The sequence below is a fragment of the Klebsiella sp. JN_Kp126 genome, from assembly GCF_033843325.1.
GTDB classification, from domain to species: domain Bacteria; phylum Pseudomonadota; class Gammaproteobacteria; order Enterobacterales; family Enterobacteriaceae; genus Klebsiella; species Klebsiella michiganensis.
Genome location: NZ_JAWXQV010000096.1, coordinates 1 through 16,347, shown reverse-complemented (window position 1 = coordinate 16,347; position 16,347 = coordinate 1). Strand labels below are relative to the sequence as shown.

Genomic DNA, 16,347 nt, shown 5'->3' with positions numbered 1-16,347 from the left:
TATGGAGTGGAGATGGAGCAGGCTGGCTGTGGCGTGAAATCACAACGCGTGCGCGGCTGGCGCCAGTAAGAACGGGCTTTTAGCGAATCGGTAAAAATACCTTTGATACGGCTACGCTGGGCGGTAACAACAGCATGTCAGAAGGGTTGTCAGTTTTAACTTAAATAAGGATATCGGTATGGGTCAGATGGTACGAAAAAATTACCCTGAACTGGGCGAGGTCAAGGCGCCCTACGTTCATTCGGTTAAGCACGGGAACACGCTCTATATTTCAGGGCTCACCGCGTTTGGCACCCGTGCGCAGCAGGCCGGTATTGGCGCACAGGCGGAGGAGGTTTTTACCCAGATACGAACCGTTGCCCGCGCCGAAGGCATCGATTTTTCCTCTCTTATCAAAGTCACGATCTTTATCACTTCTTTTGATGAAATCGACGAATTGCGCAAAGTGCTTTACCGGAACTACGGCGATCATCTACCCGCCAGCTCGCTCGTAGAAGTCAGCCGCCTGTTTTCTGCGGATCTCAAAATTGAAATTGAGGCAATATTCGGCCTGTGAGCCAGTGTTTATTGCCCGGGCCGCGGTCTGCGCCGCCGGGCAGACTCAATCAATTTATTTGATGCATTCGGTTAAACAAACAATATTTATTCTCACATGGTTATGCGTAAAGTAGAGGCATAATGCGGCAGACACGTTTTTCATTATGCGCCACCTGCCAACGACCTCCCTGCAACCCAGGACACCACGTCATGAAAAAGATTGGCTTTTTGTCATTTGGTCACTGGACGCCATCGCCGCAGTCCGGGACGCGTTCGGCCGCTGATGCGCTGCTGCAATCCATCGATCTCGCCGTTGCCGCCGAAGAGCTGGGCGCGGATGGCGCCTATTTCAGGGTGCATCATTTCGCCCGCCAGCTTAGCTCGCCGTTTCCTCTGCTGGCAGCGGTCGGGGCGAAAACCAAACGTATTGAAATCGGCACCGGCGTTATCGATATGCGCTATGAAAACCCGCTGTATATGGCCGAGGATGCGGGCGCGGCGGATTTAATCTCCGGCGGCCGTTTACAGCTGGGTATCAGCCGCGGCTCGCCGGAGCAGGTGATCGATGGCTGGCGCTATTTTGGTTATGTTCCCGGCGAGGGCGAAAACGAGTCCGACATGGCGCGCCGCCACACCGAAGTGCTGCTGGACGCGCTGCGCGGAGAGGGGTTTGCGAAACCTAACCCGCAGCCCATGTTCCCCAATCCGCCGGGACTGCTGCGGCTTGAGCCATATTCTGAAGGGCTGCGCGAGAGAATCTGGTGGGGCGCCGGTTCGAATGCGACGGCAAGATGGGCGGCAACGCTGGGGATGAACCTGCAAAGTTCGACGCTGAAAGACGATGAAACCGGTGAGCCGTTCCATATCCAGCAGGCGAAGCAGATCCGCGCCTATCGCGAGGCCTGGGCAGAAGCGGGCCATACGCGCACGCCGCGGGTTTCGGTCAGCCGCAGCATTTTCGCTCTGATGAACGATCGCGACCGGATGTATTTCGGTTCAGGCCGTGACGAGAGCGATTCGATAGGTTTCCTCGACGAGAAGACCCGCGCCATTTTTGGCCGCAGCTACGCCGCCGAGCCGGATAAGCTGGTCGAACAGCTGAAGCAGGACGAAGCGATTGCCGAAGCGGATACGCTGTTGCTGACGGTGCCGAACCAGCTGGGCGTGGAGTATAACGCCCACGTGATTGAGTCCATACTGAAGCACGTTGCGCCGGCAATGGGCTGGCGCGACGCATAAACCCGTGCTGAGCGACGCCCCGCAGGCGCGGGGCGAAAGGGTTTTACGCTGCGACCTTTGGCTGTAGCTGATAGATCCAGGCGGTCACGCGCTGGCCGTCTTCCATGGTAACGTCAACGGCAACGCGGTCGTAGCCCTCTTCAAACGCATCCAGCATTGGCCAGTGGGCGCTAAGATTCGCGGACAGGAACAGGTAGCCGTCGACCCGAGGCCCGTTGTTGTCGAGCACGATCCCCGGAAAATCCGCCGCCGCTCCCCAGCCGCGTTCATAAAACAGACCCTGCACATAGCCGGGCAGCCACTCGCCGCCAATGTTGTCCATAATATGGGCATTGGAGTGGCCCGGACGCAGCGTGCCGTAGACAAATAAACGTTCCATTATTCCTCAATCACTCAAGCGTTGAAGGCCCGGACGGGCAGAGCAGGTCATAAAATACGAGCTCTGGCCGGGGTTGGCAAGGCGCCCCGCGGGACGCCCGCTCTTCATCAGGGCTCAGGTCCGAACATCTCCAGCAGCTGTTTCTTGTCGGGCATGCCGACCACCTGCTGGAGTTCATTCTGTTCATTCATGTAATAGATGGCCGGCGTCGCGCTGGCGCCCAAATCATCCATCAGCTTTTGGTTATGCTGAAGAAGATTAAAGGTTTCGCGCGGCGTCACGCCGTCAAAGCGCGGCACTTTTTTGCCGCCGGAGAGTTCATACTCTTGCCAGGCGGCTACCGGATCTTTGGCATTCAGGATTGCCGTGGCGTATCGGCCGCTATTCGGGTTGAGAAAGGCAACCAGCAGGGTATTCAACTGGACCTTACCGGCTTTTACCCACGGCTGCGCCGCCGACCAGAACGTCTTGCAGTAAGGGCAGAACGGATCGGCGAAGACGATAACTTTTCGGGCCGCCGAATCCGCGCCCTCCTTGAGCGGCCGGGCATCGTTCAGCTTCTTCCACATTTCGCGGCCTAATGGGGTATAGATCGCTTCTTTAAAATACCCCTCACTGAGGTTTTGCCCTTTATCATCGTAAAGGTACCCGGAAATGACGTGCTTTCCGTCCGGGGTTAAAAACAGGGTCACCCCCATATCCTGATACTGACCGACCCAGCCTTTTACGCCGCCGGGGGAGTCTATCTCCTTGATAATTTTGATCCCTTGCTGTTCACCAAAGTCTTTAACTATCTGGGGAATCGCCCCCTCCGCAAGCGCCAGGCCCGGTATCATCCAGGCCGCCAGCAGGAAAATATATTTCATCATATCGCCTCTCAATGCAGGGGGAACGCTCCCCCTGACGTGGGTTACTGTTTTTTCAGCGCATCGCCGATTGTGGCATCAAATTGCTCCCAGGGGATCCAGCCCGACAGCATCTCATCGCCAATTAGCGTGGCCGGCGTTCCCTGAATGCCGAGCTTTTCGGCGACAGAGAAGCTTTTCTGAATCGTCTCCAGGCTTTGCGCATCCGGCTTAGCCACGATGACGCCCGCCTTTTTTTTCGCCTGCTCAAGGCTGGCGCCGTCGTGATACCCCTTTTTTGTCATCAGGATCGCATTAAATTTGGCGAACTGTTCAGGATGCGTGCGCCACAGGGTGAGCGCATCCCTGGCCGCGGTCATTGAGCTTTCGGAGCGCCAGGGCAGAAACTTAAAGATCACCGCAACATCCGGGTATTTTTCCACAATCTTCTCCAGATAGGGGTCAAACTTTTTACAATACGGACAGTTATGATCCGTAAAGACCACCAGCGTCAGCTTCGGCTTTTGCGCGCCGATTCGCGGTGAGTGGGGGTCGTGAAAGAGAAAATCGCCGTACTGCGACAGCACCTGGTTGAGCGATTCCTGTTCCGCCCGGGCATTCTGCCGATCGAGCTTATCGGCCGCGGCGATCAAAATTTCAGGATGGCTGAGCAGCGTCTCCTGGACCAGTGCCTGCACGCGGGCCTCCTGCGCCGGCGTGAGCGGCGACGAGGCTGACGCCGTCAACGACGCCGAGAGAAGAAGAAAAGTGAGCAGCGTATTTTTCATCGTTAATTAACCTCTGGCATGAGTGAGCGCGTTCAGGACGCTTTTTTGATCGAGCAGCGGCGGGAGCGTCTCTCCTTGCGGCACGCCTGGACCGTAGACCTGATTGAAGGGAATGGCGTAACGATTTCGGCTTTGCAGGAAACGGGCGATCGGCTCAGAGGGCTTGCTCCAGTCGCCGCGCAGCGCGACGACATCCGGCTCAGCCAACGCGCTGATGATGGCGGGCTGATTTAACACTCGGTGTTCATTGACTTTGCACGTGACGCACCAGTCGGCTGAGATATCGATAAACACCCGTTTGCCATCCGCCAGCGCGCTCTGGATCGCCGCCTCGCTGAGTGGCTGCCAGCGAATTTGCTGAGCGTTAGCCTCCGGCGACGAGACGATAGCTCCCTCGGCGAGCAGGCCGCGAACCTGAAAGCCGGCAAACGCCGCCAGCGCGATAATCACCAGCCAGAAGGCTGGCGTCGCTCGCGGACGAGCGACTAACAAGGCGATCGGGGCCGCCACGGTGAGGGCCAGCGTCAGCATGCCGCCCGCCGTTTCGCCCAGGTGCAGGCCGAGCAGCGTCGTCAGCCAGAGGCTGGAGACCAGCATCATGACGCCAAGCGCCATTTTCAGGGTGTTCATCCAGCGGCCGGGGCGGGGGAGCAGGGTGGCGGTTTGCGGGAACAGGGCGACGAACAGCCACGGCGCAGCCATCCCCAGCCCGAGCACCAGAAAAATCAGCCACAGCTCCTGAAGCGGAGCGGCAAGCGCGAAAGCGACGGCCGTACCCAGGAAGGGAGCCGAGCAGGGCGTTGCCAGCAGGGTGGTAAAAACGCCCTCGCAGAAGCTGCCCGCCATCCCGGCGCCGCCGGCGGTCGCCATCCGGCTCACGGCTGCCGAGGGAAGCAGCATCTCGACTACCCCGAAGAGGTTCAGCGAAAAGAGAAAGGTGACGGCAACCATTAAGCCGATAAACCAGGGATTCTGAAACTGGATCCCCCAGCCCAGCGATGCGCCGGTGAGCTTCAGTATCGTCACCATCAGCGCCAGCAGAGCAAACGAGGTCAGAATACCCGCGCTGGTGGCCAGAAAACGCAGCCTGACCATGCCCCGGTCTGAACCGGCCTGCAGCACCGCGCTGAGCTTCATGCCCATCACCGGCAATACGCACGGCATCAGGTTAAGGATTAAGCCGCCGAGCAGCGCGAAAAGCACTATTTTCCTGAGACTAACCGTTGCCGCCGGGGCGAGATCCGCGCCAGTCGTAAGGTTTATCTGCTGCGCTTTTTCACCATTTGTCAGCACCAACGACAGCGCTTTTCCTGCCAGCGTGGCGGGTATTTCTCCCCATTCGTCGGTGACCGGTACCGTCACCTTGAGGTGGCTGCCCTCGGCGCGAATGTCCGGATCGCCGGCCACAATTCCCCCGTCCATAGGGTCAAAATAGATCCCGGGGTTTTTCCATTCGCCGGTTGCGGTGGCGGTGATGACCAGCTGGCTCCCGACCCGATGCGCGGCGAGATCGTTGGTTATGCCGGTATCTGCCGGGATAGTGCGCATGGCCCGGGCAAAGGCGTCCCGGAAATCGCCGTCCGCGGGCTGATTGAAATCGAGACGCAGCCGGTAGTCGGTCAGCAGACAGACGTTGCTGCAGGTCGATAGCGTAAGCGTGCCTTCCAGCACGTCGCCGGGGGCGGCGGCGATCGTCATCGGGATCGCGACCCGGTCATGGTAGCCCTGGGTCGTCAGGCCGGAAATCTTGAATCTTGACGGGGCAGGCCAGTACCACCGCGCCTGTTCCCCGTTGTTCCAGATGATTTGCGGGGCGACGCCGCCTTCGCCCGGCGAGCGCCAGTAGGTTTTCCAGCCGGAGGCCAGCTCAATAGAGAGCAGTCCGTCGATCCGATCGTTTCCTTTTTCCGCCTGGAAGCGGATCCGGGCATGGTCGTTTTGCGGGGATGTCAGCCATCCGGTGTCCGCCCCGTGGGCAACGCCCGCGCAGGTCAGCAACAGGAAGACGAAGCCCCTGAAGATATTCAGCATTTTTTTCTCCGTGAATTAAAAAATTAATCGTCTAAGAACGATTTTTTCATTCACGGAAAACGCAGTTTTTAAGGTGTATTCGCAGCGTGGGCGGCCGGACGGGATCGTCCCGGAAAACCACCGGACGCCCAGCGGTGAGCAGCTGAAGCAGGGCGAGGAAGAGTATGACGGCAGGTAAGGCGCCATCAAAGAATAGCGGCTGCGCGCAGAGCAGGGATTTAGCGCTCAGCTGACAGGGCGAGGGGCCTGGCTCAGCCTCCTCAGAAGACGGCTGCTGGGCCTGCGCGCTGAAGGATATCGCCTGCGTGCGGGCGCCGACGTCGGCCAAAAAATGGTGCAGATAGGCCGCCCGCTGAACAAGGCAGAATGCCATGACCAGGCAGGTCAGTATCAAAAACCATTTACCAGGAAGCCGACGATTGTGCATAGGGTACCAGGACAAGACAGAACCCGAGGATCATAAACAATCCTTATCAATGTACAAGAGGCTGGCGTGTAAGGTTTTGTCTGGATGGATAACGTTGCCGGCGTATGCGGCGGAAAGGCGGGCGTTCAGGTATTTCGTACATTTATATTATTTACAGCGTTGATGCATCCGGCTACTATTCGCGTCGCTAAGCGGTACCGGCACGCCGCTGCCGGACGTGACTGCTTAGCGCCTGACCGCCATTAGCTCATCTGGAAGAGCGAACGACGTACGTTGTAGGGAACGGGGTTCGAGGCCTCGATGGCGGCCCAACACTTGCTTAGCGGATCCGCACGGTATCGGTAATAAAGCCTCCCGCTTCTGTTGAATACGCCTCTGAACATCTTTAATCACTCCTTTTAGATCTCTTTCCTGCTATTGCTACATAGCCGTTATTATTGCCTGTGAAATAATTTCTCTTCTCTCGCTATTACTCGCGACGGAATGTGATTGCCTGGTTTTATCGCGACTGCCCCGGCAAAGGAATATCTGAATTTGGAGTGTTTAAGATTTACCTAAGCAAATCTGAATAATTTTAATGTGAATCTACTTATTAGGATTTAGTCGCGTATTTTTCAGAAATTTCATCACTTTTTATATGGTATTCTCCCTTGTTCAAGGAGTGAACGAAGGAAAAAAGAATGCTTTACCGCTATGCCGTTTTCTCCAGAAAACATAATACGTTTCATATTCTTTTACTGTTTACCATTTTGATAATAAGTTTCATACATTTGAGCGTGCTGCTGGAAACCGATAACACATGGCTGCTGGGGCCGATGGTGATTTATCTGCCCATTTTTTTCCTTTGGCGAAAGGTCTCAGTGTTACGAAGCAGAATCGCTGATTAATGTGCTGGTGGAGTTCCCTACATGAGTGAAAATACAACATCTAAAGCAACCTCTGAACCGAAAGTCCGGCAGCCCGTCCTGCGGAAAGTCGATCTTAACCTGTTAACCATTTTTGATACCGTTATGCAGGAGCAAAGCTTAACCAAAGCGGCGCACACGCTGGGCATGTCTCAGCCGGCGGTCAGCAGCGCGGTCTCTCGCCTGAAGGTGCTGTTTAAGGATGAACTGTTCGTCCGCAACGGCCGCGGGATAAAACCGACGGAGCGCGCCTTTCAGCTGTTTAGCTCCGTTCGTCGCGCGCTGTCGCTGGTGCAAAATGAGCTACCGGATACGCTTTTCGACCCGCTGGACTGCGAACGTAATTACAACCTTTGCGTCTGTAGCCCGCTGGATAACTACCTGACTCCGCTTATTTTTAACAAAATCAGCGAGATTGCTCCCAGGGTCACTCTTTCCTTTAAATCTTCGCTAAGTCAGCAGGTGACAAATCAGCTGCGCTATCAGGAGGTGGAATTTGTACTCGATTACAACAAATTCAATCATCCGGAATTTACCAGCATCCCGCTGTTCCATGACCGAATGGTGCTGGTGGCCAGGCGCAACCATCCGCGTATCGCATCGCCGCTGAGCGAGGAGGATATTTATCGCGAGCAGCACGCCACCGTCGCGCTGGATCGCTACGCCTCCTTTAGCTATCCCTGGTATAGCTCTGAAGAGCAGCAGGCCTGCGTCGCTTTTCACGGTAACGCGATGGTCAGCGTGTTGAGCGTGGTGTCGCAAACCAATATGGTGGCTATCGCGCCGGAATGGCTGGCGAAAGAGTTTGAAGAGCAGTTTGCGCTACAGCTGCTGCCGCTGCCTTTAGAAATGGACAGCCGTACCTGCTATCTTTCGTGGCATGAAACGGCGGGCCAGGAGAGAAGCCATCGCTGGATGGCGGAGCTGCTAATAAAAATTTGCCAGCGCTAAATAGACCTGAAGAAATGCCTGGTAAGACGCCAGGTATTTTATTATTCACGCTCAACTCTCGCCCTGAAAATTAATTAAGATCCCTCCTTTATTCTTGTTCATCAGGCAATGATGACCGGATAAAATACGCTGTATTAATAAAATTAACCCACCAGAATTTCATTAAAAAATCTATTTACCGAAAATCGCGCATTTCTCCGGCAGAGCCAACCGGCGGTTTCTGTACCCAATGGATTTCGAGTTGCTTTGAGGCGGCAAGAGAGAGACAAATTCGTCGGAACGAATTTGACCAGCCGAAGGCTGACCTCCGGTGAGCGGCAGGAGCCTCTCATTAATCCCCAGGAGTTTACTCAAGTAAGTGACTGGGGTGAACGAACGTAGCCAACAAAGAAGCCACTTGAAAGACGACGGGTATATACTCTTATTATCCAGCCGGGCCGACGCCTGAACCAGGGGATGATGTTGATGCGCAGAAAAATGATGAAGCCTGCGGTGGCCGTCGCCGCCCTGATGATGTCATCGACGGCCCTACAGGCGGATGAAATCAACCTGTATTCGGTTAATACCGGCTCCTGGATTTACCATCTGTCGAACAACCACGGCCAGTACACCGAAGGTTTTGACAACCAGTTTGCCTCCGTTGAGCGCAGGTTCTCCGAAGATTCGCCGTACAGCCTGCTGGCCGGAACGATGAAAAACAGCTTTGACGATCGCTGCATTGCGCTGGGGGTTCGCCGCGACTGGGTCTCGTTGGGCAACGGCTGGGTGTTTAAGGGAATTTATGGCTACGTTGGCGAGTTTTTTTTCTCGGCCTTCGAGCACTGCGGCGATCATGGTTCTTATAAGGATTTTAAAGACGCCACCGGCATCGGCTTTTCTCCCTATATTTATCATGGTTTTCAGTACAACTTTACCAATTATTTCGGCGTTGAAAGCGGAATTATTCTTCCCGCCGTCTTTGTGGTGAGCATACAGTGGAGTTTTCGCTAATACAGTGGCGAAAACCCGCCCGCTGTGGGGCTTTGAAAGAACCGTAATAAAAAATGAAGTCATCTTAAGGTTATTTTAATCTTCACCGCGACGGTTATTTTTTTATAGCATTTTTCTCGCCCTTATCCGCCCGCGCTCAGTACATTTCACTTTTTTCATTAGATGGTAATTGTTTGCATTATCATTCACATTCCTCTGTGATTTAATCCTTGCCGGCCGGCGGCCAGTGACTCTTCGCCCACCTCTATTAAGGATTAGTTTATGCGTTTTCGTCTGGTGTCTTATTGCTCCGCTGCATTGATGGCTTCTTCCGCGTTTATTGCCCCGCAGGCGCTGGCGGCGGCCAGCAGCGACGGGATTGTGGTCTACAACGCGCAGCATGAAAATCTGGTGAAGTCCTGGGTTGACGGCTTTACCAAAGAGACGGGAATTAAAGTGACGCTGCGTAACGGCGGCGACAGCGAGCTGGGTAATCAGCTGGTGCAGGAGGGGACGGCATCCCCGGCGGATGTCTTTCTGACCGAAAACTCCCCGGCGATGGTGCTGGTGGATAACGCGAAGCTGTTTGCGCCGCTGGCGGCCGAGACCCTTCAGCAGGTCGCCCCGCAGTACCGCCCTGAGCACGGTCGCTGGATAGGCATTGCCGCCCGCAGCACCGTATTCGTCTATAACCCGGCGAAAATCAGCGAAGCGCAGCTGCCGACATCCCTGATGGATCTGGCGCAGCCGCAGTGGAAAGGGCGCTGGGCCGCTTCGCCATCCGGCGCGGATTTTCAGGCCATCGTCAGCGCCATGCTGGCGCTGAAAGGCGAGCAGGAAACCCTGGCATGGCTTAAAGCGATGAAAACCAATTTTGTGGCCTACAAGGGCAACAGCACGGTGATGAAAGCGGTGAATGCCGGTCAGATTGATGGCGGCGTTATCTATCATTACTACCGCTTTGTCGATCAGGCGAAAACCGGCGAGAACAGCAAAAATACCCGTCTCCACTACTTTAAAAACCAGGACCCGGGCGCCTTTGTCAGCATTTCCGGCGGCGGCGTGCTGGCCTCCAGCAAACATCAGGAACAGGCTCAGGCCTTTATCAAGTGGATCACCGGCAAGCAGGGACAGGATGAACTGCGCACCAATAACGCCTTTGAATACGCCGTTGGCGTCAACGCCGCGTCCAACCCGAAGCTGACGCCGCTGAAAGCGTTAGAGGCGCCGAAGGTTGAGCCGTCTTCGCTGAACAGCAAAAAAGTGGTTGATTTGATGACCCAGGCTGGCCTGCTGTAATCGTCCGTTAAAGTGAACACGCTATGTCTTCTCTGAGTTTCGCGCTCGGAAAAAAAGCCCAACGCCTGCCCGAGCGCAGGCGTCCTGCTTTTCCGATGATCGCGTTAGCCGTTCTGTTTTCTCTGCTGGCGCTTTTGCCGCCAGGTTTTGTTATTGCCGTAGGGGTCGATACCGGCTGGGAGATAATCCAGGCGCTGGTCTTTCGCCCGCGCGTCGCTGAGCTGTTAAGCAATACCCTGTGGCTTATCGCGCTGACGGTACCCCTGTGCATTGCGCTGGGCGTTGGCCTGGCCTGGCTGACGGAGCGCACGCTGCTGGCGGGGCGGCGGCTCTGGTCGGTGCTGGCGGTTGCGCCGCTGGCGATCCCGGCGTTTGTGCAAAGCTACGCCTGGGTCAGCGCGGTGCCGGCAATGCACGGCCTCTCTGCCGGGGTGTTTCTTTCGCTGCTGGCCTACTACCCGTTTATCTATATGCCGGTTGCCGCCGTTCTGCGGCGGCTGGACCCGACGCTGGAAGATGTTGCCGCCTCATTAGGTACGCCGCCGTGGCGGATCTTTTTCCGCGTGGTTTTGCCCCAGCTCAGGCTGGCGATATGCGGCGGCGCGCTGCTGGTGGCGCTGCATCTGCTGGCGGAGTTTGGCCTGTTCGCGATGGTGCGTTTTGATACCTTTACCACCGCCATCTATGACCAGTTCCAGTCAACCTTCAGCGGCCCGGCGGCGAACATGCTGGCCGGGGTGCTGGCGCTCTGCTGTCTGGCTATTTTGCTGCTGGAAGGGGCGTCGCGGGGGAAAGCGCGCTATGCCCGCATCGGTTCGGGCGCCGCGCGCGAACAGCAGCGGCAGCCGCTGGGCCGGCTGGCGGCGATCCCTCTCCAGCTCGCGCTGCTGACGCTGGTGATGCTGGCGCTGGGCGTTCCGCTGATGGTGCTCTGCCGCTGGCTATGGCTGGGGGGCGTGGAGAACTGGTTAAACGCCGACCTCTGGCTCTCCCTGCGGCAAACGCTGCTGCTCGGCGCGGTGGGCGCTCTCCTCACCACCGCCTGCGCTATTCCCATTGCCTGGCTGGGCGTTCGCTATCCGCAGCGTCTTATTCGACTGTTGGAGGGGTGTAACTACATGACCAGCTCTCTGCCCGGCATCGTGACGGCGCTGGCGCTGGTGACGGTCACCATTCACTACGCGCGCCCCATCTATCAGACCGAGGTCACGCTGCTGCTCGCCTGGCTGCTGATGTTTATGCCCCGGGCGCTGGTCAACCTGCGCGCCGGCATCGCGCAGGCCCCCGTGGAGCTGGAAAACGTCGCCCGCAGTTTGGGCCGCAGCCCCGGACGGGCGCTGTGGAGCGTGACCATGCGGCTGGCGGCGCCGGGCGCGGCGGCAGCGGCGGCGCTGGTGTTTCTCGGCATCACCAATGAGTTGACCGCCACGCTGCTGCTCTCTCCGCTCGGCACCCGCACGCTGTCGACCGGCTTCTGGGCGCTAACCAGCGAAATTGATTACGTCGCCGCCGCGCCTTACGCGATGCTGATGATTCTGCTTTCGCTGCCGCTGACCGGCATTCTCTATATCCAGTCGAAAAAAATCGCAGGCCTGTAAATGCTTGAACTCTCCTCAATCTCAAAATCTTTTGCCGGTACGCGGGTGCTCGAAAACCTGAATCTGACGGTGGCCGCAGGCAGCCGGACGGCGATCGTTGGCCCCTCCGGCTCCGGTAAAACCACGCTGCTGCGGATCCTCGCGGGTTTCGAAACGCCGGATAGCGGACGCATTGTTATGCAGGGGCGCACGCTGTTTGCGCAGGGGACATTTATTCCCGCCCACCTGCGCGGGGTGGGCTACGTGCCGCAGGAAGGCGCGCTGTTTCCCCATCTGAACGTCGCGGACAATATCGCCTGGGGCCTCGACGGCAGCCGGCAGGAGAAATATCAGCAGGTGGCGGCGCTGATGGAGAGGGTGTCGCTGGACCGTCAACTGGCGAACCACTGGCCGCACGAAATCTCCGGCGGTCAGCAGCAGCGCGTAGCCCTGGCGCGCGCGCTGGCGCAGCGGCCCGCGCTGATGCTGCTGGATGAGCCTTTTTCCGCCCTCGATACCGGGCTGCGCGCGGCCACGCGCAAAGCCACCGCCGATTTACTGGCGCAGGCCGGGGTCGCGTCGATTCTGGTGACTCACGATCAGAATGAAGCGCTCTCCTTTGCCAGTCAGGTCGCGGTGATGCGCCAGGGACGTTTTGCCCAGGTCGGCACGCCGTATGAGGTCTACAGCCGTCCCGTCGACGAAGAGACGGCGCTATTTCTCGGCGATGCGCTGGTGCTGCCCGCCGAGCTTCGCGGCGGGCGGGCGCGCTGTGCGATTGGCGAAATTTCAATCGATGATCCGCATGCCGTCGGCCAGGGAAGGGTCATGCTGCGCCCCGAGCAGCTGGTTATCTCTCCCTCTCCGGCGGATGGACAGTCGCTCACCGTACGCGATGTGGACTTTAGCGGCCACCTGTCAACGTTAACCCTGGCGATGCCCGGCCAGGGCGAGCCGCTGATCGTCAAAACCGTCAGCCGGCAGTTATGGCGGCCAGGGGCGGCGGTACGCATTGAGGTGGTGGGCGAGGCGCGGGTCTTTGCCCGCTAGCGCCGACGGGCTATAAATCAATGCACAGATTCGCCGACCGGCTGCGGGAGCAGCACAGGGCGATCTGCTGCGCGCCGGCGGATTTCTCCGCCTCCGACTGCACGGTGTCGCGGTGGTCGACAACCCCCTCGATAACCGGCGTCAGGCAGGCGCCGCAAATCCCCATCTCGCAGGAGAGGGGGACGGCGACGCCGTTCTCCTGGAGCACCTGGGCGATGGTCTTATGCGGGGGCACCGGCCACCGCTCTCCCGAGGACGCAAGCGTCACGCTAAACGTTTCTCCCTCCTCAGCGCCGGCGGGCATCGCGACAGGCTGAAAGGCTTCGCTATGGATCAGCGTTTCCGCCCAGCCCTGTTCAATGGCGACCCGGCGCGCGGCGGCCATAAATCCCTCTGGCCCGCAGAGATAAATCGGATATCCGGTATGCGTCTTGTTCAGCGCGGCGGCTAAATGCTGCCGGGCGCTGTCTCCTTCGCAAGAGCTGTGAATCACCACGCTTTCGGCGCGGAATCGCCGCTGCAGTTCGCGGACAAACGCCCCCTGGGCGCGATTTTTCAGGTAATAGTGCAGCGTAAACGGCACGCCCTCCGCCTCCAGCCTTAGCGCCATTGCGTACAGCGGCGTAATGCCGATACCGGCGGCCAGCAGCGTCACCCGCTCCGCCGCCCGTAAGGGAAACAGATTGCGCGGGGGAGAAATCAACAGCGTCTGGCCGGGGCGCAGCTGCTGATGGATATAGCGCGAACCGCCGCGTGACGCTTTCTCCAGCGCCACGCAGATCAGGTAGCCGTCGTCTGCGTCCTCCGGGCCGGTCAGCGAATACTGGCGGATAATGCCGCACGGCAGATGAAGGTCAATATGCGCGCCGGGCTGCCAGGCGGGGAGCGGTCGCCCGTCCCGCGCCACCAGTCTGACGGCGAGGTTCTGGCTGCCCTGGCGCCAGAGGCCGTCAACGATAACCTCTACTACATCGCTCATGATGGCTCTCCACTTAAACGAGGAAAAAGTCGCCGAAGCCCATTTTTTTCAGTCCGCGGCGATAGGCGATAGAGCTGCGATCGGCGGGGATATGCGCTTCGAGCGTTAAATCCAGCGGCAGTCTCTCCGGGCGCTGGGTCTCCACCATCAGGCGATCTTCCTCAAAGACGCGCAGGTTAAAGGCGTGAACATCCTCTACCGGCACGTGCAGATCGAAATTACGCGCGATGGGCGCGAACATCCGGGTTATCCGCGAGGAAACCGGCGAGGCGGCGTTCATAATCACCAGCCTGGCCTCACCGGGAAAATGAATCGTCAGGGTGGCGGTAAACGGCAGATGCATCTCGAAATGACGCAGCCACTGGAAGCCCTCCGGCGCGCGAAACTCGGAGCTGGCGGGATAGTTGCCGACCGAACTCCAGTAATCGGCGATAAAACCAAACGACGTCTCCTGCGGGTTATAGTTCGGCACCACCTGGTTATCCGGGTCGGCGAAAGTATCAGTATGGATCCAGGCGAAATGGGCGACATCCAGAAAGCCCTCGACCTGGCGTCCCGCAAAGCCGTTGACCTCAAAGGCCGGGCAGTTGATTTGCTGAAAGCCGTCGTCGTGCCAGTGCGGCATCACCGGCAGCGGCATCGGGTTCTCCGGGTCGAAGGCCAGGCAGGTCCAGATCAGGCCATAGCGCTCCTCAACCGCAAAGCTGGTGAGGTTGAGCTTCGCCGGTACCGGCTGGTCGGGGCTGGACGGGATACGGTTACAGCGGCCATCTTCGCCGAAGCGCAGGCCGTGGTACGGGCAGACGATGCCTTCTTCATCGTGAAAACCGAGCGTCAGCGGCACGCCGCGGTGGGGACAGACGTCGCGAGCGACCACCACCTGGCCCTTAATACGATAGATCACCAGTTGCTCATCAAGCAGGGTGGCTTTTACCGGCGCGGGGCCGATATCGCAGGCGCGGGCGACCGGGTGCCAGCATTTCGCCAGGCGCAGCCAGTCCTCAGGCTCAAAGGTGCAATGGGCGGGTGGGGTGGGTTGTGGTCTGTTCATGGCTTCTCTTCCTGCTCACAAAAACATTTGTTTAATTGTTGTGAGTTTATTGTTGTCATATTAGGGTGTTGACATCCATCAGCAAGAATTCATCCAGCCGTTGCAAAAAAGAGAACAGGTCACCGATGAGCCCATTTTCACGTTTCGCCCTCTATTTTGCCGAAGTCGCCCGCAGCGGTAGCCTGCGGCGGGCGGCAGAAAAGCTGCATATTTCCGCCTCGGCCATCAACCGGCAAATCTTGCAGGCGGAAGAGGCCTTCGGCACGCCGCTGTTCGAACGCCTGCCGGAAGGGCTGCGCATGACCACCGCCGGAGAACTGCTGTACGACAATCTGCTGCGCTGGCAAAAGGAGTTTCATCTGACGCGGCAAAAGTTTGATGAGCTGCAGGGGCTAAAGCGCGGCACCGTTAGCCTTGGCATGGTGCAGGCGCTAGCGGAAGGGAGCTTTGCCGCCGCGCTGGCGGAGATTATCGGCAGCTGGCAGTGGCTCGAGCTGAATTTGCAGGTCGCGGATAGCCATACCGTCAGCCAGAAGGTGCGGCAGGCGGATCTTGATTTCGGCCTGATTCTGGATCCTGAAGGCCAGGCCGGACTGAGCGTACTGGCCTTTGCTGAACTGGAGATGGGCGCGGTGATGCGTCCGGATCACCCCCAGGCGCAGGCTGCGATGCTGTCGCTAGGCGAGCTCAGCGAGGAGCGGCATATTGTTCCCGGCGCGCCGCTGATCGTCCACGATCGGGTCGCGATGCTCTATCGCCATTATGATTTTTTCCCGGCGAACAGTATCAGCTGCAACGATATCCGGCTGATTAAATCGCTGGTGCTTAAAGGCGGCGGCGTGACTATTCTCAGCCGTCTGGACGTGCTGGAAGAGGTGAAGCTCGGGCAGCTGGCGTTTGTCCCGCTACGCAACAAGCTGCTGCGCCCGCTCACCCTGGCCCTGTGCACCGCGCCATCGCGCCAGCTCTCCCGCCCGGCGCAGATGGCGATCCAGAAGCTGACCGCCGTGATGGAGGAGATGCAGGCCGGGACAGCGGCTTCCCCCCCGTCTGCGTAATATGCCCGGCCTGAAATACTCTGCGGCCTGCTTCCCCGGTGGCGCTGCGCTGACCGGGCTACGGGTTCCCCGGCGTCTGCGATCAGGTAGCCCGGCTAAGGCGTTTACGCCGCGAGCCGGGAACAGGCCCGGCCTGAAATATTCTGCGGCCTGCTTACCCGGTGGCGCTGCGCTGACCGGGCTACGGGTTCCCCGCGTCTGCGATCCGGTAGCCCGGCTAAGGCGTTTACGCCGCGAGCCGGGAACAGGCCCGGCCTGAAAT

The 16,347-nt window shown here is 58.4% G+C and carries 15 protein-coding genes; 8 read left to right on the top strand and 7 right to left on the bottom strand.

The genetic code is table 11. The features are described 5' to 3' along the window. Positions 1 to 178: 178 nt before the first annotated feature. Both SIK97_RS27170 and SIK97_RS27165 read left to right on the top strand, forming a co-directional pair. Positions 179 to 556: a RidA family protein gene (locus tag SIK97_RS27170; protein WP_048263131.1), complete on the top strand. Its 378-nt coding sequence runs from the start codon at positions 179 to 181 to the stop codon at positions 554 to 556. Positions 557 to 747: 191 nt separating this feature from the next. Continuing rightward, a complete protein-coding gene (locus tag SIK97_RS27165; protein ID WP_014228742.1) occupies positions 748 to 1,776 on the top strand; it encodes an LLM class flavin-dependent oxidoreductase in 1,029 nt (342 codons plus the stop codon). Between the two features lie 43 nt (positions 1,777 to 1,819). On the opposite strand, the gene SIK97_RS27160 is transcribed toward SIK97_RS27165, so the two are convergent. The 5 genes from SIK97_RS27160 to SIK97_RS27140 all read right to left on the bottom strand — a co-directional run bounded on the left by SIK97_RS27160 (position 1,820) and on the right by SIK97_RS27140 (position 6,246). Continuing rightward, positions 1,820 to 2,155, bottom strand: coding sequence for a gamma-glutamylcyclotransferase family protein (locus tag SIK97_RS27160; protein WP_014228743.1), 336 nt, complete (start codon positions 2,153 to 2,155; stop codon positions 1,820 to 1,822). Between the two features lie 107 nt (positions 2,156 to 2,262). Continuing rightward, positions 2,263 to 3,021 (bottom strand): thiol:disulfide interchange protein DsbG, encoded by a 759-nt coding sequence (gene dsbG, locus SIK97_RS27155; RefSeq protein WP_025106210.1) that lies wholly within the window; start codon positions 3,019 to 3,021, stop codon positions 2,263 to 2,265. A 44-nt stretch (positions 3,022 to 3,065) separates the two neighbouring features. Next, a complete protein-coding gene (locus SIK97_RS27150; RefSeq protein ID WP_049080265.1) occupies positions 3,066 to 3,788 on the bottom strand; it encodes a DsbA family protein in 723 nt (240 codons plus the stop codon). Between the two features lie 6 nt (positions 3,789 to 3,794). Next, the gene (locus SIK97_RS27145; protein ID WP_057173546.1) at positions 3,795 to 5,819 is read right to left on the bottom strand and encodes a protein-disulfide reductase DsbD family protein; all 2,025 of its coding nucleotides are present in this window, start codon (positions 5,817 to 5,819) and stop codon (positions 3,795 to 3,797) included. Positions 5,820 to 5,865: 46 nt separating this feature from the next. Next, entirely contained in the window at positions 5,866 to 6,246 is a 381-nt protein-coding gene (locus SIK97_RS27140) for a hypothetical protein (RefSeq protein ID WP_032719734.1), read from the bottom strand. Positions 6,247 to 7,154: 908 nt separating this feature from the next. Between SIK97_RS27140 and leuO the strand changes: the two genes are divergently transcribed. The 5 genes from leuO (at position 7,155) to SIK97_RS27115 (ending at position 12,997) form a co-directional block, all read left to right on the top strand. After that, positions 7,155 to 8,102, top strand: coding sequence for a transcriptional regulator LeuO (gene leuO, locus SIK97_RS27135; RefSeq protein WP_014228748.1), 948 nt, complete (start codon positions 7,155 to 7,157; stop codon positions 8,100 to 8,102). Between the two features lie 480 nt (positions 8,103 to 8,582). Then, positions 8,583 to 9,092: a hypothetical protein gene (locus SIK97_RS27130; RefSeq protein WP_370512057.1), complete on the top strand. Its 510-nt coding sequence runs from the start codon at positions 8,583 to 8,585 to the stop codon at positions 9,090 to 9,092. A gap of 261 nt (positions 9,093 to 9,353) precedes the next feature. Beyond that, positions 9,354 to 10,370, top strand: coding sequence for an iron ABC transporter substrate-binding protein (locus tag SIK97_RS27125; RefSeq protein WP_025106214.1), 1,017 nt, complete (start codon positions 9,354 to 9,356; stop codon positions 10,368 to 10,370). A 23-nt stretch (positions 10,371 to 10,393) separates the two neighbouring features. After that, positions 10,394 to 11,968: an ABC transporter permease gene (locus tag SIK97_RS27120; RefSeq protein WP_057173542.1), complete on the top strand. Its 1,575-nt coding sequence runs from the start codon at positions 10,394 to 10,396 to the stop codon at positions 11,966 to 11,968. After that, entirely contained in the window at positions 11,969 to 12,997 is a 1,029-nt protein-coding gene (locus SIK97_RS27115) for an ABC transporter ATP-binding protein (RefSeq protein WP_032693394.1), read from the top strand. Between the two features lie 10 nt (positions 12,998 to 13,007). On the opposite strand, the gene SIK97_RS27110 is transcribed toward SIK97_RS27115, so the two are convergent. Next, entirely contained in the window at positions 13,008 to 13,976 is a 969-nt protein-coding gene (locus SIK97_RS27110; RefSeq protein WP_057173540.1) for a PDR/VanB family oxidoreductase, read from the bottom strand. Positions 13,977 to 13,989: 13 nt separating this feature from the next. Continuing rightward, positions 13,990 to 15,027: a molybdenum cofactor-independent xanthine hydroxylase subunit HpxD gene (gene hpxD / locus SIK97_RS27105; protein WP_014228754.1), complete on the bottom strand. Its 1,038-nt coding sequence runs from the start codon at positions 15,025 to 15,027 to the stop codon at positions 13,990 to 13,992. A gap of 125 nt (positions 15,028 to 15,152) precedes the next feature. Between hpxD and hpxR the strand changes: the two genes are divergently transcribed. Continuing rightward, on the top strand, positions 15,153 to 16,085 hold the full coding sequence (gene hpxR, locus SIK97_RS27100; protein WP_025106218.1) for a LysR family hpxDE operon transcriptional regulator HpxR: 933 nt from the start codon (positions 15,153 to 15,155) through the stop codon (positions 16,083 to 16,085). Positions 16,086 to 16,347: the final 262 nt, after the last annotated feature.

Bases quoted from the DNA above. Each gene is read 5' to 3' on its own strand.
- hpxD (WP_014228754.1), bottom strand. From the start codon at position 15,027: ATGAACAGACCACAACCCACCCCACCCGCCCATTGCACCTTTGAGCCT.
- SIK97_RS27110 (WP_057173540.1), bottom strand. From the start codon at position 13,976: ATGAGCGATGTAGTAGAGGTTATCGTTGACGGCCTCTGGCGCCAGGGC.
- SIK97_RS27160 (WP_014228743.1), bottom strand. From the start codon at position 2,155: ATGGAACGTTTATTTGTCTACGGCACGCTGCGTCCGGGCCACTCCAAT.
- hpxR (WP_025106218.1), top strand. From the start codon at position 15,153: ATGAGCCCATTTTCACGTTTCGCCCTCTATTTTGCCGAAGTCGCCCGC.
- SIK97_RS27170 (WP_048263131.1), top strand. From the start codon at position 179: ATGGGTCAGATGGTACGAAAAAATTACCCTGAACTGGGCGAGGTCAAG.
- SIK97_RS27115 (WP_032693394.1), top strand. From the start codon at position 11,969: ATGCTTGAACTCTCCTCAATCTCAAAATCTTTTGCCGGTACGCGGGTG.
- dsbG (WP_025106210.1), bottom strand. From the start codon at position 3,021: ATGAAATATATTTTCCTGCTGGCGGCCTGGATGATACCGGGCCTGGCG.
- SIK97_RS27140 (WP_032719734.1), bottom strand. From the start codon at position 6,246: ATGCACAATCGTCGGCTTCCTGGTAAATGGTTTTTGATACTGACCTGC.
- leuO (WP_014228748.1), top strand. From the start codon at position 7,155: ATGAGTGAAAATACAACATCTAAAGCAACCTCTGAACCGAAAGTCCGG.
- SIK97_RS27145 (WP_057173546.1), bottom strand. From the start codon at position 5,819: ATGCTGAATATCTTCAGGGGCTTCGTCTTCCTGTTGCTGACCTGCGCG.
- SIK97_RS27165 (WP_014228742.1), top strand. From the start codon at position 748: ATGAAAAAGATTGGCTTTTTGTCATTTGGTCACTGGACGCCATCGCCG.
- SIK97_RS27130 (WP_370512057.1), top strand. From the start codon at position 8,583: ATGAAGCCTGCGGTGGCCGTCGCCGCCCTGATGATGTCATCGACGGCC.
- SIK97_RS27120 (WP_057173542.1), top strand. From the start codon at position 10,394: ATGTCTTCTCTGAGTTTCGCGCTCGGAAAAAAAGCCCAACGCCTGCCC.
- SIK97_RS27125 (WP_025106214.1), top strand. From the start codon at position 9,354: ATGCGTTTTCGTCTGGTGTCTTATTGCTCCGCTGCATTGATGGCTTCT.
- SIK97_RS27150 (WP_049080265.1), bottom strand. From the start codon at position 3,788: ATGAAAAATACGCTGCTCACTTTTCTTCTTCTCTCGGCGTCGTTGACG.